12 protein-coding genes are annotated in these 16,210 nt (G+C 63.4%); 3 read left to right on the top strand and 9 right to left on the bottom strand.

Translation table 11 applies throughout. The features are described from left to right. Nucleotides 1–36 precede the first annotated feature (36 nt). Entirely contained in the window at nucleotides 37–2,238 is a 2,202-nt protein-coding gene (locus P3T25_RS09085) for a hypothetical protein (RefSeq protein ID WP_429357925.1), read from the bottom strand. 687 nt (nucleotides 2,239–2,925) lie between these two features. Between P3T25_RS09085 and P3T25_RS09080 the strand changes: the two genes are divergently transcribed. Genes P3T25_RS09080 through gmd form a run of 3 tightly spaced genes read left to right on the top strand, consistent with a single transcriptional unit; the run spans nucleotide 2,926 to nucleotide 5,841 of the window. Continuing rightward, nucleotides 2,926–4,014, top strand: a complete 1,089-nt coding sequence (locus tag P3T25_RS09080) for an acyltransferase family protein (RefSeq protein WP_429357924.1) — start codon at nucleotides 2,926–2,928, stop codon at nucleotides 4,012–4,014. Then, the gene (locus tag P3T25_RS09075) at nucleotides 4,011–4,742 is read left to right on the top strand and encodes an SGNH/GDSL hydrolase family protein (RefSeq protein WP_429357923.1); all 732 of its coding nucleotides are present in this window, start codon (nucleotides 4,011–4,013) and stop codon (nucleotides 4,740–4,742) included. The genes P3T25_RS09080 and P3T25_RS09075 overlap by 4 nt, the downstream gene beginning before the upstream one ends. Before the next feature lie 55 nt (nucleotides 4,743–4,797). Further along, entirely contained in the window at nucleotides 4,798–5,841 is a 1,044-nt protein-coding gene (gene gmd, locus P3T25_RS09070; RefSeq protein ID WP_154559280.1) for a GDP-mannose 4,6-dehydratase, read from the top strand. A 99-nt stretch (nucleotides 5,842–5,940) separates the two neighbouring features. On the opposite strand, the gene P3T25_RS09065 is transcribed toward gmd, so the two are convergent. The 8 genes from P3T25_RS09065 to P3T25_RS09030 form a co-directional block, all read right to left on the bottom strand. Beyond that, nucleotides 5,941–7,107: a glycosyltransferase family 4 protein gene (locus tag P3T25_RS09065; protein ID WP_429357922.1), complete on the bottom strand. Its 1,167-nt coding sequence runs from the start codon at nucleotides 7,105–7,107 to the stop codon at nucleotides 5,941–5,943. Further along, nucleotides 7,104–8,363: a glycosyltransferase family 4 protein gene (locus P3T25_RS09060; protein WP_154559278.1), complete on the bottom strand. Its 1,260-nt coding sequence runs from the start codon at nucleotides 8,361–8,363 to the stop codon at nucleotides 7,104–7,106. Before P3T25_RS09060 ends, P3T25_RS09065 begins: the two co-directional genes overlap by 4 nt. After that, nucleotides 8,360–9,820, bottom strand: coding sequence for a glucose-6-phosphate isomerase (locus P3T25_RS09055; RefSeq protein WP_154559277.1), 1,461 nt, complete (start codon nucleotides 9,818–9,820; stop codon nucleotides 8,360–8,362). The genes P3T25_RS09060 and P3T25_RS09055 overlap by 4 nt, the downstream gene beginning before the upstream one ends. 3 nt (nucleotides 9,821–9,823) lie before the next feature. Next, on the bottom strand, nucleotides 9,824–11,074 hold the full coding sequence (locus tag P3T25_RS09050) for a glycosyltransferase family 4 protein (RefSeq protein WP_429357921.1): 1,251 nt from the start codon (nucleotides 11,072–11,074) through the stop codon (nucleotides 9,824–9,826). A gap of 109 nt (nucleotides 11,075–11,183) precedes the next feature. Then, the gene (locus tag P3T25_RS09045) at nucleotides 11,184–12,116 is read right to left on the bottom strand and encodes a glycosyltransferase family 2 protein (protein ID WP_154559276.1); all 933 of its coding nucleotides are present in this window, start codon (nucleotides 12,114–12,116) and stop codon (nucleotides 11,184–11,186) included. 61 nt (nucleotides 12,117–12,177) lie between these two features. Further along, complete coding sequence (locus tag P3T25_RS09040; RefSeq protein WP_429357941.1) at nucleotides 12,178–14,376, bottom strand: polysaccharide biosynthesis tyrosine autokinase; 2,199 nt, start codon at nucleotides 14,374–14,376, stop codon at nucleotides 12,178–12,180. 158 nt (nucleotides 14,377–14,534) lie between these two features. Continuing rightward, complete coding sequence (locus P3T25_RS09035) at nucleotides 14,535–15,755, bottom strand: polysaccharide biosynthesis/export family protein (RefSeq protein WP_154559275.1); 1,221 nt, start codon at nucleotides 15,753–15,755, stop codon at nucleotides 14,535–14,537. Next, nucleotides 15,749–16,204, bottom strand: coding sequence for a low molecular weight phosphotyrosine protein phosphatase (locus P3T25_RS09030; RefSeq protein WP_154559274.1), 456 nt, complete (start codon nucleotides 16,202–16,204; stop codon nucleotides 15,749–15,751). Before P3T25_RS09030 ends, P3T25_RS09035 begins: the two co-directional genes overlap by 7 nt. Between the last annotated feature and the right edge of the window lie 6 nt (nucleotides 16,205–16,210).

Here is a 16,210-nt window from a genome sequence, read left to right as displayed (position 1 = left end):
GGTATTGCGAAGAAAGCGGTCATGCCATGCGTTGTGTCATGGTTTCCAGCGATACATCATCACTTTCCCGCGCGCGTCTTCTTCGACGAACACGAGGTACTCGCCATTGCTGCGCTTCGCGGCGCTGATGCCGTTGGGCACATCGACCCAACCCGACGCGCTGCCCACTTCCGGGCCTGGACGGATCACGCCGATCTCCTTGCCGCTGTCCTTGTCCCACACGTGCACTGCGCCGACCGGCTCGACGCCGAATAGGTATTGCCCTTCAACGGTGAGGCCGATGATCGTGGCGATAGGCTTGGTTTGCGTCGTCCACGGCAGCGTGATCGAATAGCGCTGCACCGGATTGCCGCTCGACCATTTGTCGTAGCGCACCAGCACGCGGCCCACTTCTTTCCAGAAGCCGCGATCCACCGGCGTATCGGGCGTATAGCCGGTCACATACATCGTGTCGGTGTCGGGCTCGTAGATCGCGCGATGCAGTTCGGTGAACGGTTGCGGCACCGGGTACTGCGTCAGGTTCGAATACGAGTAGATCGGGTTGCCCTTCGCATCGAGTCCGCCGAAACGGAAGCGATAAATGCCCTTGTTATCGCGGGTGCGCCAGATGTCGCCTGCACTATCGACCCACCAGCCCCAGCCGCCCGCGAGCTTCGTGCCGCTCGTGTTGAGCGTGAATTCGTCCGTGTTGAACTTGCCGTCGCCGTTCACGTCGCGCCAGATCCAGTCGCCCCCCGGCGGCGCGTTCGGCACCTTGGAGACCGCGCGCTCACGCCCGGCGATGAAGCCCGAAGGAATCGCAGTCTCGCCGTCGTGCTGCGGATCGAAGCGATAGATCTTCAGGTGGTCCGCGTACATGTCGGTCAAGTACAGAAACGTGCGGCCCTTGAGCTTGCGAGCGATCGGCAAGCCGGGATATTGATCGGTGTGAAAGACCGGGTCGTCGGGATACTTGAAGCGGTTCGACAGAAAGCCCGCGTATTTCCAGTCCTGCCCCGCAGGCTTCGAGAGATCGAGTTCGAAGCGCTTGTTGCCGGTATAGACGCTGTCCGGACGCGACGGATCGATCCACGCGCCGTCGACGAACAACAAGCCTTGCACCTGCCAGTTCTGTTTGCCGTCCGGCGCGTAACTCTCGAGCGTGGCACCGAGGCCCGCGCCGATCGGTTCGTAGCGTGGTCCGATGCCGTTGGTCGACACATAGACGTTGCCGCGTGCATCCACGCCAACGCCGGTCAAACCGTTGAAGCGCTGCGGGCCTGGCTTGCCGGGCGTACCGCTGAAAATGCCACCGCGTTCACCGAGCGAGCCCGACTCCGCATAACGGCCGTTGCCCTTGCTGAAAAACAGCACCTGTTGGCGCGGACCGTTGTCCGCGATCAGAACGCGGCCCTGTGCATCCAAAGCGATATCGACCGCGACCGTATCGGCGGGCAACGTGAATGTTTCGTCGATGCGCTTGCCCGCGGCGGTGTAGTGCTCCACTTGCGGCGCCTTATCGTTGCGCGTGCCGCTCAACACCCAGAGCGTGCCGTCGGGGGCTAGCGCGATACGGCCCGGCTCGTGCACAGTCCAGGTTGTTTTCTGCTGCATCGATTCCGTGTCATACACTTCGATGCGATCGCGCGCGGTGTTCGCCGCGTATAGCGTGGTGTCGTTCGCCGCCATGCCGCCGATTTCGGCACTCGTGCCGGTCGGCACTTCGTTCATCATCAGAAAGCCCGCTGCGAGTTGCGCATGCGGGTCAGCGCTTTTCGCGGCCGGCTGGAACGGCGCGGCGCGCTTCGGATCGGCGATCTGCCGACGCGAAATGCCGAACCACTGTTTGCCCTTTTCCGGCCACACGCCCTGCTCGACCAGACGTCCTTTCTCGTTGCCGACTTCGATCGCCACGAAGGCGTACTTGCGATTCACCGCGATCGCGCTGCCGCCGCCGTTGCCCCAACCATGCGTGCCGCCCGCGAAGCCGAGCATCTTGCCGTTCTGGTAGACGCTCGCTTCGGCGCCGCTTTCGTCCCACGGCGCGTTCGTATAGACCTTGCCGTCGGGCGCGACCGCGATGGCGGTGATGTTGATCTGCGTCCACGTGCCATCGCCGAAACCGAAGGTGTTACCGATCCAGGAATTTTTCGCGTTCAACACGGTTTCCGCGGATGCCGTGAAGCTGACCGACGCCGCCGTCATTCCGGCCGCATAGGCAAACACAGCAATCCAGGTTTTGAACGTGAAACGGGCCAAAGTTATTCCTCCAATCAGGACCGTGCCGCGATCAGGCAACGGGCCCGCGCGGATGCAAAATCCAATGAGATGACGGCTGAGGCCGCTAGCAGCGACGCAAGAACACGAGACTGATTCCCGCAAGACACGACGTATAAGAAGGGGCTTAGTAATCAGGCTCATCACAGCGCCCACGGTCCAACGCGAACCCGATCGAATACGAGCAGTCGGCGCGTGACGCACGCGCCATCCCCGGCCACCCGTCCACACGGCTCACATTACGCGGAAAGAATGCCGCGACGAAAATCGAAAATAATTCAAAAATATTCGGCGCTTTAAGCATCGTGAAAGAAAATGATTTAAAAATCGATTAAATGAAAATGGACGTGAACGCCCGCGTCCCGCAGTGCCCTTGCGCCCCATCCTTACCGATGTAGCCTGATTCCGGCTGCACTTCTTACGGATTGCGACAGCCACAAGGCACAAGCATAAAAATCTATTGCGAATGGATAACGAAACACCCTGTTGCAATCTGATTCATTTATCTATTTCATTCCCGTTTTTTCATCAATTTATTTTCCCTAGAATCGAATGCACTTCCGTTGCGACGCGAAGCGAGCGCGCCCTTGCCCTCAAGCCCTGTTCCTGACTTGAGAAGACTTGCGCGTTCCTTCGCCCGGCCCATCCGCTTCACACCATGGACGGTTCATGACTGCTAGCGCACTGCCCTTAGCGCCTTCTCACTCTCGCCGCATCGTGCAGCTCGACGGTTTGCGCGCCATCGCTGTGCTCGCGGTATTCGCCCAGCACGCCTTGAAAGCGCCGCTGTGGATGGGCGTCGATCTGTTTTTTGTTTTGAGCGGTTTCCTGATTACCGGCATCCTGCTCGAACGAAAGGCGCGTCAGCAGTCGTATTTCGGCTATTTCTATGCACGCCGGGCGCGGCGCATCCTGCCGCCTTATCTGCTGCTGATGGCGGTGTCGTCGATTCTGTTCGGCTTCGGCTGGGCGCAGCACTGGCAGTGGTATGCGTTCTTCGCGACCAATATCGGCGACGCGCTCAATCAAAGCGGTCACGACAGCCTGAATGTGCTGTGGTCACTGGCGGTCGAAGAGCAGTTCTATATCTTCTGGCCGTTCGTGATCCTGCTGCTGCCCGAGCGCGTGCTCGGCTACGCGGCGGCCGCGTTGATCGTGCTGGTGCCGGTGCTGCGCGCGGTCGCCACGCCCTGGTTCGATTCGTTCTGGCCGATCTATTACCTGACGCCGTTCCGCATGGACCTGTTGGCGGCCGGCGCGTTGCTCGCCGTCGCCGTACGGCGCGATCGCAATGCACTCGAACCGTTCAAGGGTCTCGCCGTGCTCGGCTTTTTTGCCGCGCTCGCGGTGCTGGCGTGGCTGCATCTGCACTATCCGCGGTTCCGGGCGGCCAATACGCCGCTGTCGAACGCCGCGCTCTACAGCGTTTCGTTGGTGCTTTGTACTTCGGTCGTGGTCATCGCCCTGCAAAGCAAGGGCATCGTCAAGCGGCTGCTGTGCAACCCCGTGCTGGTCTATATCGGCACGATCAGCTACACGATCTATCTGATTCACCTGAGCGTGCTGTACACGCTGTGGCCGCTGCATCTGAACCGCTATCTGACCGCGGCGCTCGCACTCGCGATCACCCTCGCCTACGCCAGCATCACGTGGTTCGCGTTCGAAAAACGCTTGATCTTCGGCTCGGCGGGCATTGCCCATGCGTCCGCCGGCAGCGTGTCGGGGGGCGCATCGCAAGCGCCGCAAAGCCGCGCATGAGGCGCCGCGCGTGGTTCGCTGCGGGCGTGTCGGCCGCTGCGTCAGTGCTGGTTTCGCTGACACTGGATGCGCACGCCAGCGGACCGGCATCGCAGGTGCTGGTGGACGCCTACGGCGATTCGACCACGCTCGGCATTACGTGCAGCGAAGGCCACTGCGGACCGCAGGCGCAAAACGCCGTGTCGTATCTGCAGGACGAATTGCAGGCCAGGTACGGTCAACGGGTGCGCGTCACGAACTACGGCGCGGGCGGCACGATGGCCAGCCAACTGCGCGACGGCACCGGCAACCGCCGCGCCGGCCCGACCGCCGGCCTGCCGTGGCAGGAACGGCTCGCCGCTTCGTCCGCGCAGATCGTGTTGATCAACTACGGCATTAACGAAGTGATGCGGAACCAGACGCCCGAGCAGTTTTACGCGGCCGAAACGACGCTCGTGAAAACGGCCCGCGCGCTCGGCAAAGAGCCGGTTCTACAGACCTCGAACCCGATGCCCGACAACCGCCTGAACGCGCGGCTCGCCGCGATGGTCGCGATGACGCGACGGGTGGCCGCCGAACAGCAGGTGCCGCTCGTCGATCAGTTCGCGTACGTCAGCAATCTGCCGGACTGGAAGACGCTGATGTCCGACGGCGCGCATCCCAAGCCGGGTTTGTACCGGCTCAAGGCGGAACAGGATTTTCAGGTCGTCGATCCGCTGGTGCGGCGACTGCTGGACGGCACGCTTTGAAGCTCCTTTTTCAAGTGCACTTCTCTTTCTCTTTTACCAATATCGAAGGCAAGCTATGAGCCAACCACGCAAAGCGATCATCACCGGCGTATCCGGACAGGACGGCGCCTATCTGACCAAACTGCTGCTCGACAAGGGCTATCACGTGACCGGCACGTACCGGCGCACGAGTTCGGTCAATTTCTGGCGCATTCGTGAGCTCGGCGTGCTCGATCATCCGAATCTGCGTCTGGTCGAACACGACCTGACCGATCTGGGCTCGACGCTGCGCCTGCTCGAAGGCGCGCAGGCCGACGAGCTGTATAACCTCGCCGCGCAGAGCTTCGTCGGTGTCTCGTTCGACCAGCCAGTGACGACCGCCGAAGTGACCGGCATCGGCGCGTTGAATCTGCTCGAAGGCATCCGCATTCTGAATCCGAAGACCCGTTTTTATCAGGCGTCGACTTCGGAAATGTTCGGTCTCGTGCAGGCCGTGCCGCAACGCGAGGACACGCCTTTCTATCCGCGCAGCCCGTATGGTGTGGCCAAGCTGTTCGCGCACTGGTCGACCATCAACTATCGCGAGTCGTACAACCTGTTTGCGAGCAGCGGGATTCTGTTCAATCACGAATCGCCGCTACGTGGCCGTGAATTCGTCACCCGCAAGATCACGGACACCGTCGCGAAGATCAAGCTCGGCAAACAGGATGCGCTGGAGCTCGGCAACCTGAGCGCCAAGCGCGACTGGGGCTTCGCGCTCGAATACGTGGAAGGCATGTGGCGCATGCTGCAAGCGGACGAACCCGATACCTTCGTGCTCGCCACCGGCCGCACCGAGACGGTTCGCGACTTCGTGCGCATGGCGTTCGCCGCCGCGGGTTACCAGATCGAATGGTCGGGCAAGGAAGAGCGTGAGACCGGTATCGACGTGGCAACCGGCAAGACGCTGGTGCGCGTGAATCCGAAGTTCTATCGCCCGGCGGAAGTGGATCTGCTGATCGGTTGCGCGGACAAGGCGCACGAGAAGCTCGGCTGGAAGCCGGAAACCACGCTTGAACAGTTGTGCCACATGATGGTTCATGCGGACCTTGGCCGGAACGAGCATCACGAGACGTTCTGATTCTGTCCTGAGTGTCGGCTGCGCGGGCAGCCGTCACTCCATGAAAAAAGGCCTGATCGCAATGATTCAGGCCTTTTTTCTATTCCGTCACAAAGCCCTTCAGTGCACCCCACCCGCCGCGATCGCCTCGCTATACACCGACGCCACACGCTTCGCGATCACCGAATTATCGAAGTTCTCGCGCGCATAACGGCGGCAGGCATCGGCATCCGGCAACTTCAGTGAGCCGTTCAACGCGCCTGCCAAACCTTCCGCAATCGCCTTCGCACCGGTCTCCGGCAACACCAGATTCGGCGACAGACCCGCCACCGCTTCGGGCAAACCGCCCACCGGCGTCACCAGCACGGGCGTGCCGGAAGCCAGCGATTCAACGGTAATCAGCCCGAAGCCCTCCAGCGCCACTGTCGGCACCACACTGATATTCGCCGCACGGTACAACGCTGCCAGGTGCTGATCGGGCACGAAGCCCAGCAGCTTCACGTTGTCCTCGAGGCCCGCCTCGGTGATACGCGCCTGCAATTCGCCTTCGAGCCGCCCCTTGCCCGCGATCAGCAACAGCACGTCGGGCTCAGTGCGCTTGAGCAGCTTCACCGCATCGATCAGATCTTCGAGACCCATGCGGCGCACCAGACGCCGCACGGCCAGCACGATCGGCCGGTCCTGCGGCAGTTGCAGTTTCAGACGCGCCTCGGCCGGCGTGATCGGCAGATTGAACTGCTCGACGTCCACGCAACCCGGCACGACGCGCACGCGGTCCGGCGCGATGCGATAGCGTGAAGTCAGAATCTTGCCGAAGGCTTCCGACAAGACTATCAACCGCGACGAACGCGCATACACCGATTGCTCCAGATAACGCTTCGCGCGCTGGCCGAGCGAATCGGCGCCTTCGACGTGACTCTCATCGGCCCACGGTCCCTGAAAATGCGAGACCTGCGGAATGCCGCGCGTCACGTCGAGACCCGGAAACGTGTAGAGCGCGAAGTGCGACGAAATCACGTCGGGACGCGAGGTGCTGATCTCATAGCGCAGCGCGCGGCGTGCTGCCATCAACCGCAGCGGCAGCGATTGCGCGGCGGAACCGAAACCGTTGATCGCGCCACCGGTGTCCGCAGCCACTTTGGGTGAGCCGGCCACCACGCCGCGCACCGCGACGCCCGCGCCCGGCAATGCGCCGACCAGCGAGTAGTACATGCGGTCGAGGCCGCCCGCGCGTTCCGGAAACCAGTGCATCCCGATCTGCAGCGATTTGATTGATCTTGTGGTCATAGTTGTTGTCCCTGAGCGTTCTGAGCGTTGTGGTGGATTGTCTGCCCGGCCAGCGTGTTCAGCGTCAGCGCGTCGGTCTTGGCGACCACCGTGGCTTCCGCTTCGCTGCGTCGGCGGTCCTTCTGCTGCCCCGCCAGTTGCCGGTACAGCGCGATGTATTGCGCGGCCATCCGCGCCCAGCCGAAGCCGGTCGCAAGTTCGTTGGCGGCGACGCCCATCGCGCGGCGTGCATCGTCGTTGTCAGCAAGACGTGCGATAGCGCCCGCCAATGCCTTGGGATCGTCCGGATCGTCGAGCACGATGCCGCATTCCGGCGTGATGATTTCCGCACCGCCCGCCGTGCGCGCCGTGACCACCGGCAGACCCGCGGCCATCGCTTCGAGCAGCGACAGGCTCATCGCTTCATAGCGTGACGGGAACACGAACGCGTCGACCGAATGCATCAGCACCGGCATTTCCTTGACCAGCCCGAGAAAATGCACGCGATGCGCAATGCCGAGCGCCTTCGCTTCTTCCGGATACGGGCTGCCCGGCAGAAAACCGGCCACTGCGATCTGCACGTGTTCGGGCAGATGCTTGAGCGCTTGCAACACCGTGCCGAGGTTCTTGCGCGGCGTGCGCAAGTCGCCGACGAACAGCAGCAGGAACGCGTCCGCCGGCAAGCCGAACTTCGCGCGGTCGCCCGTGGCAGCCGCGAAACCTTGCGTATCGACGCCGTTGTAGATCACGTCGACCCGGTTATGAGGCGTCAGTCCGATCGCGCGAATTTCATCGGCGACCTTTTGCGACACCGCCGTAATCACCTTCGAGCGCCGGTAAGCCCAGCGTTCGAGCAACGCGTTGCAGCGCGTATAGACCGACTGATACGCGGACCACACGCCCTTTGTGAGCCCGAACGGGTAATACTTGCTGCCGAACCAGCCGCTATGCACGAAGTGCGAGGTGTTGACGTCGGCCGGCACCCACGTGATGAAGCCGTTCACGTGCAGCACGTCGAATTCGCGGCGATGTGCGCGCAGCCACATCGCACTTTTGAACGCGAACACCTGCTGGCGCAGCAGATTGGTGGGCCACCAGCGGCCGATCTTCATCGGCACCCAGCGGACGTTCGGATGCGCGAGCAAATCCGGCGCAACGTGCGACGCAACCAGCGTCACAGCGATGTTTTCCTCGAGGGCGGCGCGCGCAATCTCGTGGTTGACGCGCCCCTGGCCGTCGTTATGGCGCACGACGTGCGTGACAATGGCGACTCTCAATCAGTGCCTCCGTGGAAAAGTAGCGTGCGTCTGCGGTTCATCTTTTCGTAGTGCACCGCGGATAGGATCGAAAAAACACTCATGAAAAGCAGCAGCCCGCCGGTGCCGACCAGCGAATTGGTGAACACCAGCATCGCGAAGGTCGCAAGACTGAGACTCAGGCAGGCCGAAACGAATTTGTCGTTGCGCAGCTTGAACGACGCGAGCGCCGCGCGCACCACCAGCCACACGATGCCGGACATGTAGAGCAAGGTGCCGGGCCAGCCGAGCACGAACGGGATGTTCATCACGCCGCTGTCGAAGTTGCCGTACTGGCCGAGCTGACCGCCGTCGTTCGAGAGCTTGGTCGAGGTGCCGGTCGCGCCCATGCCTTCGCCGGAGACGTCGGTAAAGGCCGTCTTCGCGAAGGTCGCGTAGAACTCGTTACGCGCGGCGTAGCTCTGGTCGTCGCTCAGGTTGACGAGCGTGTTCAGGCGCGCCTGCATCCGCTCGGCCACCGGGCCGACCGTGAGCAGCGGCACGCAAAGACCGGCAAGCAGCACCGCACTCGCAACGATCCGCACGCGCACCTTGTTGTTCGCCTTGACCAGTTGGATCAGGAGCGCGATCACCCAGCCGCCCCACGTCGAGCGCACGAGGCTCAGCGCGAAAGCAAAGAAGCCCAGCGCCGCAGCAACCCAGCGCACGCGATGCGTCGCCGCCATCACGTAGACCATCGCGCCCATCATCGCGAACGCGAACGGTCCCGACGAGTTCATCGTGCTGAACACGCGCACGCCCATCGGCACAGGATCGCCCTGCGAATTCATCTGCGAGCCGAGCATCCACAGCGCGTCCCACGGCGGCATGATGAAGAACTGGATCAGGCCGTAGCCGCCCATCACCAGCATGCCCCAGATGAAGGTACTCACGATCGTGTCGCGATACTTCGGGTACTGACGCGTGTGCGCCATGATGTGAAAACCGATCAGAATCGGATAGAGCCAGTTCGCGAGGTCATACGTCGCGGCGAGCGGCCCGCTCGACATCACGCCGATCATGAACGCGTAGGCGAGCCCCATCAGAACCAGCAGCACCGGCAGGCCGCGCCGCTGCGAAAGCAGCTTGTAGTAGCGGAGCAAGGACAAGGCACTGATCATCGTCACCGCGAGCGGCGCGACCTGGATCAGGCTGGTGGGCGTGAACGAGCCTTTGGACCAGTCGGCGAGACGCCGCACCTCCGGACTCAGGAACCACAGCCACCACATGAAGCCGATGTAGCGCGCCGGGCTCTTGAAGTAGAGCCACAGGCCCGTCAGGATCGCGAGCACCGGGAATCCAAGCGTGAGCACCGTGCCCTGATGCGCGATGATCAACATCACTGTGATCAGCCACAGTAAGGCTTCCGGCAGCCACTCCTTGCGAGCGCCGGACAGTGCCCGCTCCGCGTTATCGCCGCCTCGCGCAATCGTCGACATCGTTTAGAGGCCTCCGCGTGATTCGCGCGGGCCAGGACGTTGGCCTTGCCCCTGGCTGCCCGCGCGAACTCGCGCCGGCTGGTTCACCGCGGCCGCGGTCGCCGGGGTACGCGGCGCCTTTGCCACGGCATCGGCGTCGGCCGCACCGGCCACAACACGTCCGCGCGACGCTGCGCACGCCCGCAGCATCTCCTGCGTAATTCTCACGTGCTGCATCGCATAGTTCTGCGTGGTCAGATCGCGCGACAGCAAACCGGCGGCGGCCGCCTGCGCCTGGCGCAATGCATCCGCGGGAGAGGCGGCGAGCTGGTCCACCGCCTCACGCAACGCCTGCGGGTTGAACGGCGGAATGTAAGCCGCCTCGCCCGCCGGAAAATAATCCTGCAACGCGCCGACGTTGGTGACCACCATCGGCTTGCCGACCGCCGCCGCTTCCAGCATCACCGTAATGCCCGAGGCATGCGAATTCGGCCGCAACGGCACGACGATCACGTCGGCCCAGTCGTAGAGTTCGTGCTGCTTCTTGATACCGGAGAACAGCGCGATCTCGACGTTCGGCGCGCGCAGCGAGGCGGGAATCCGTCGGCGTGTCGCGAGCTTCACCGCGTAGCGCGCATCGTTGCCGAAGGCCTTGATGAGCGTTTCCCAATCGCGGTCGCGATCGTTGCCGATCGCCGCGATGCGGATCGGCGTGTGCGGCGTCCATTCGGTCGGCGTCTTTACGGGAAAGTCCTGCGTGTTCAGGCCGTATAAGAGCGGCTTCGCGTCGCGATTGAAATAGCGCTGGCACAGTTCGGCGTTTTCGCTGGCGAGCGTAGTCAACTGGTCGGCGCGCGTCATCAGCTTGCGATACAGCCAGCGGCGCAGAATCCCATAGGAAGGCCATTTATCGAGCAGCCACACGCTTTGCGCCAACAGCAAGGGGCTGGCATCAGCGCCCGCCTTGCGGCCGCTCAGCAGCAGCATCAGGGCGGCGGACAGCCATTCCTGCTCGGTATGCGTCCAGATCACGTCCGAGCGCAGCATCTCGTCGCGGTTGCGCCACGTATGGATGAAGTCGAACCCGAGCGCCGCCTTCAGCGCGCGGCGCAGCAAACGCACGGGTTTGCTTTCGCGCGCGTCTTGCGAATAGGTCAGCCTGAACGCATCGGATTCGGCATGGTGATAACCGTACAGGCAGCCGATGTTATCGCCCGGCCGGTAAAAACGCGGGTCGGCGCCGTAAAACAGATGAACGTGAACTTTCGTACTCATGCAGACACTCCGCTCTGCCGGTGGAAAGGGGCATCGGCCTGCGCGAGCAGGCGCCAGTGCCGATGCACGAACGTGCAGGACGTTTGGGACACGTGAGCGCTCGCGGGCTTCACGCGGTCCGGGACAACGCGCGGCGCGCCTCATGTGCGCCGGTGCGCACCGCACGCCAGCGCGACAGCCTCAGGCTCGCCTGTTTCGAAACCAGAGCAAGCGCGGCGTGCGTGAGGCCGGGATAGACGCGCGTGCCCACCAGCGTCCACCACCACCACGCGGTTTCGCGGCGCAGCGGCGGCAACTGATCGCGCAGGATCAGGTGGAAGTTGAAGGCGGCATTACGCAGCGCCGCCATGGTTTGCGCGTCGCGCCGGTCGTCGTCGAAACGTTCGGCCGGGAAATGGTCGACAGCCACGCGCGGGTCGTACATCAGCTTCCAGCCGGCGTTCTTCACGGCGAGGCTGAAGGCCATATCGTTGTGAACCTGAGCGCCCGCGCCACGCAGGCGCTGATCGAAACGGATCGTGCGAATCGCGTCGCGCCGATAGCTCATGTTGGCGCCCTTCAGGATGTCGACTTCGCGCGCACCACCCACACCCAGGTGGTGATTGCCGATGATCTTGCCGTGCGCCGTGACCTTGCCGACCAGCGGCCGTTCGCCATCGAGCACGCGGCCTTTTTCATGCACCCAGTCGCGGCCACCCAGCGCACCAAGGCGCGCATCGCTTTCGAACGCGGCAGCAATACGTTGGACCCAGTCGACGTGCGGCGCGGCGTCGTCGTCGGTAATCGCGATCACGTCGCCCTTGGCCGCATCCAGTCCGCGATTCAGGGCCGCGACCTGGCCGGGCACCTCCACCAGCGCGACGGATAGCGGCAACGTGCCCGGCACGGCGGGATCACGCAGGCAAGCATGGGTCGCTTCGTCGTCGGCGCGTGCGACCACCACCACTTCGTCCGGCGCGCGCGACTGCCGCTGCAGCGCGGCGAGGCAGCGCGCGAGATCGGCCGGGCGGCGGTAAGTCGGAACCAGTACCGTCACTTTCATCGTGATGTCCTTTTCTATCGTGTTTGCGCTGGCATCAGCCCACTGGGCTCAGCCTCGTGGCTCAGGTGCTTAGATATTCCTCGACCGCTGCATAGCCACGGGCATAACCGCCTCGCGAACGCGCCGGCATCCCGTTGAAGATGCCGCCCTGCACGTGCACGCCGGCTGCGCGCAGGCGCTTCAATGCCTCCGCGATCTCGCCTTCGTTGTGCACGCCCGAGCGAATCACGAAGAAAGTCGAACCGGCATACGCGCCGATGATCGACGCATCGGTCACGGCCAGCACTGGCGGCGTGTCGATCAGGATCACGTCGTAGCGCTTGGCGAGGCCGTCCAGGTATTGCGGAAGACGCGGCGACATCAGCAGTTCCGACGGATTCGGCGGACGACGGCCGCACGAGATGAAGCTCAAGCCTTCGACGTTCGAGGCGCGGATCGCTTCTTCGAGCGAGATCTGCCCGCTCAGCAATTCCGACAGACCGTTTTCCTGCGCACCGCCCACGTAACGCTCGAGCACGCCGCGGCGCATATCGCCGTCGATCATCAGCACGCGTTTGCCCGAGTTCGCGAGCAGCACCGCCAGATTGACCGTCAGGAAGCTCTTGCCGACACCGGACATGGGACCTGTCAGCATGACGATGCGGTTCTTCGCGTCCAACATCGTGAACTGCATGGACGTGCGCAGGCTGCGCAGGCTTTCGATCGTGACGTCCTTCGGCCGCGCGTTCGCCAGTACCGAGCGCAGGCGTTCGCCGCCGCGCTGGAAGCCGCTTTCGAGCACAGCCTGTTCGGCGCTCAAAGGCACGAGGCCGTACACCGGCAGATGGAACGCGCGCTCGATATGGTCGGGGTCGTCGATGCCCTTGAACATATTGCGCCGCAGGAACACGAAACCGGTGCCGCAGATCAGGCCCAGAATCACTGCCGCCGAGAGAATCAGCACCTTCTTCGGCTTGACCGGCGCGCCCGGGCGCATCGCCTGGTCGACGATATGCACGTTGCCGCCGGTACCGGCTTTCTGCACCGACAACTCCTGCACGCGGTTGAGCAGCAGCACGTAGATGTCTTCCGCCACCTTGGCGTCACGTTGCAACTGCACGGCCTTCACTTCGGTTGCCGGCAGATCGCGGAAGCGGTCAGCGTATTTGGCGCGTTGCGCCTCCAGTTCGGCCATCTGCCGACGCGCGGCAACGAGCATCGGATGGTCGTCGCCGTAACGCTCGGTCAACTGCGCCATCTGCAGACGCAAACCGGCAATCTGCTGCTCGTACTGCACGCTGCCTTCGAGGTAGACCTTCGCTTCGTCGCTCGCATTGATCGAACCGGATTGACGCTGGTAAGCGGTCAACGCGGCTTCGGCGCGTTCGAGATCGGACTTCAGGCGCGGCTCTTCGCTCTTCAGGAAGTCGAGCATCTTGCTGGCGTCGACCTGTTTGTTCGACACGTGCTGACGGACATACGACTGCGCGAGCGCATTGGCCACCAGCGCGGCGTGCTCAGGGCTCTTGTCATCCAGCGAGATCTGGATCACGCCGGTCTGCTTGCCCTGCTCCTGCACGGTGATCGCCGACTGGAACGCGCTGATCGCGTCGAGGTCGTTAAAACGCGTCACGGTGAACTCTTCGCCCGGACGGGCCACCAGCTTGTTGACGAGGATCGTCACGCCGCCGCCCTGCTCCTGCTGGCCAACCTGGCCGCGCAGCAGCAGTGTGCCGTTCTTTGCATAGAGTTCGTAGTGCTGTTCGTCGAACACCTTCATCGTCAGCTTCTCGCCTTCGAGCGCCGACACCACGTCGAGCGAATCGATGTCGGCCTCTTCACCGCCCCAGGCGTATGAAGCCAGACCCAGCCACGGCGGCGCCGGCTGGCCCGGCGTCGCCATGTGCGCGGCAATGCTGCCAAGCAGCGGAATCGTCTTCGGCACGACGCTGAAGTTCAGCTTCAGTTGCTGGACCACCGGGCCGACTACGCCGCGGCTCTTGATGATTTCGATTTCGGCGTCGGTCGGCAGCGAAGTCGAGCCGGTCGTGATGGCCGCGCCCGTTTGCGTCTGCGTGAGCGCCTGCGAGGTGTTGTCGGACTGCTCGACCCGCACGTGCGCATCGGCCGAATAGATCGGCTTGGCGAGGAAACAGTACGCCGCGGCCAGCGCGACGATCACGCCGGCGATCGCGATCAGCCACCAGATGTCGTCGAGGATCACCTGCACCAGTTGCCCGAGGACGACGTCCTCTTCTTCGGTCTTGATCGGACCGGCCATGTGTGGAGAGATTTGGTTGCTCACAATTCGATCCCGTTTCGGTTGCTTCGGCGTGGGCTTCAGCGTGTGCTCTGGCATGTGCTTGCGCGTTTGCCTCGGCGTTTGCTTCGGTCCCGCGCCCTTTGAGAGCGGCGCGGGCCTGTCGACGGCTCAGACAGTTATCTCGTCAACTGCTTCAGGTAGAACAACGTCTGTACGCTCGGCAGGACTTGCTGCAACACACGGTTGAACGTGGTCGAAGCGGCGGTGCCCACATACACGACATCCATCGGCTGCAACTGGAACTGGGACGACAACATGATCGCGTCGGGCTGCGTCATGTCGAGGCGGTACACGTCCGGCGTGGTCGGATGCTCGCGCATGCCGCGCATCACGAAGATCTGGCGCGGATTGGCGTCCGTGTCGAGAATGCCGCCCGACTGGGTGAGCGCGTCGGCGATCGTCAGGCGGCCCTTCACCATCGGCAGCTGGATCGGCGTCTTCACTTCGCCCATCACGAAGATGCGGCTGTCGTTGTGATCCGGCACGTTGATCACGTCGCCGTTTTGCAGCATGACGTTCTGCGTGGTGTCGCCCTGGTCGAGCATGCGGTTGGCGTCGAGCACGTACAACTTGTTGTTGCGCGTGAGACGCACGCGCTGGATGTCGGCGTCGCTGTTGGTGCCGCCCGAGCGCGTGATCGCGTCGACCAGCGTGAGCGGCACGTCGCTGATGGCGAGCGGGCCCGGCGTCTTCACGTCGCCGGTCACCTGCACTTTCTGGCCGCGGTACGACAGCACGCGCACGTCGACCTGCGGATTGCGGATGTAGCGCACGAGGCCGGTGCTCAACTGATCGCGCACTTCACTCACGGTCTTGCCCGCGGCCTTGATGCGGCCGACGAACGGGAAAAAGATCGTGCCGTCGGGGGCAATGGTCTGGCCGTATGGATCGGCCTGGCCCGGCAGCGCGGCGGTATACGGCTGCTGCAAGGCGCCGCCGATCGACTGCGTGGTGTTGCCGCCCGCGGACAGCGTGCTGCCCTGCGGGGTGGTCAATTCCGGGTGGTCCCACACGGTGATGCCGAGAATGTCCTGCGGCGAGAGCCGGTACACGTACTGCGACGGATCGCTATAGTGCGAAGTCGGCAGCGCCTGTTGCGCGGCAGTGGCTTGCGCCTGAGCTTGCGCCGCAACCAGCGGGCCGTCGATCAGATGCACCGGATAGGTTTCGTTAGCTTGCTGACCCTGATGCTGGCCGTCGTCTTTCAGACGGGACGTGTCGAGGTAATTGCCAGGTGCGGTGGCGCAGGCCGACAGAAAGGACGTCAGCAAAAGCGTGGCGGCGAGTTTCGAATTGACGTTCGCGAATGTGTGTGCAGTGCGTTTTTTCATCAGCATATTTTCTTCAGCCATCCCATGACCAGGTGTTCGATGAGCACGAGACTCTCCCTATAGTCGGCTTCCTTGCCGCCGTGCGGATCGGCGACGTCGGAGTCGTCTTCCCACTTGCCGAGCGGATAGACCTTGCCGCGCGAAGCCGGATCGAGCGCTTCAACCGCGCTCACCTGCGCGCGCTCGCTGACGAGCACGAGATCGGCTGCGCGCACGAGCTCGCGGTCGAGGCGCCGCGAATAGTGGATGCCGGAGGCGACGCCCTGCTCGGCGAGCAGGCGCCGCATCACCGGGTCCATGGCGTGGCCGTTGGTGGCGCGGAGACCCGCCGAATGAAACGCGATCGGCGCTGAGGACGGCCGCGACGGCGCGCGCTGCCGGGCCTTGAACAGCATCTCGGCTGCGGGCGAACGGCACACGTTGGCGTGGCAGACGATCAGAACGTTGGCGAACATGGCGGG

Origin of the sequence: Paraburkholderia sp. GAS32 (genome assembly GCF_050434225.1) — a bacterium.
Lineage (GTDB): Bacteria > Pseudomonadota > Gammaproteobacteria > Burkholderiales > Burkholderiaceae > Paraburkholderia > Paraburkholderia madseniana.
The sequence above is the reverse complement of the archived record's forward strand: the minus strand, read 5'-3'. Positions and strand labels throughout refer to the sequence as shown.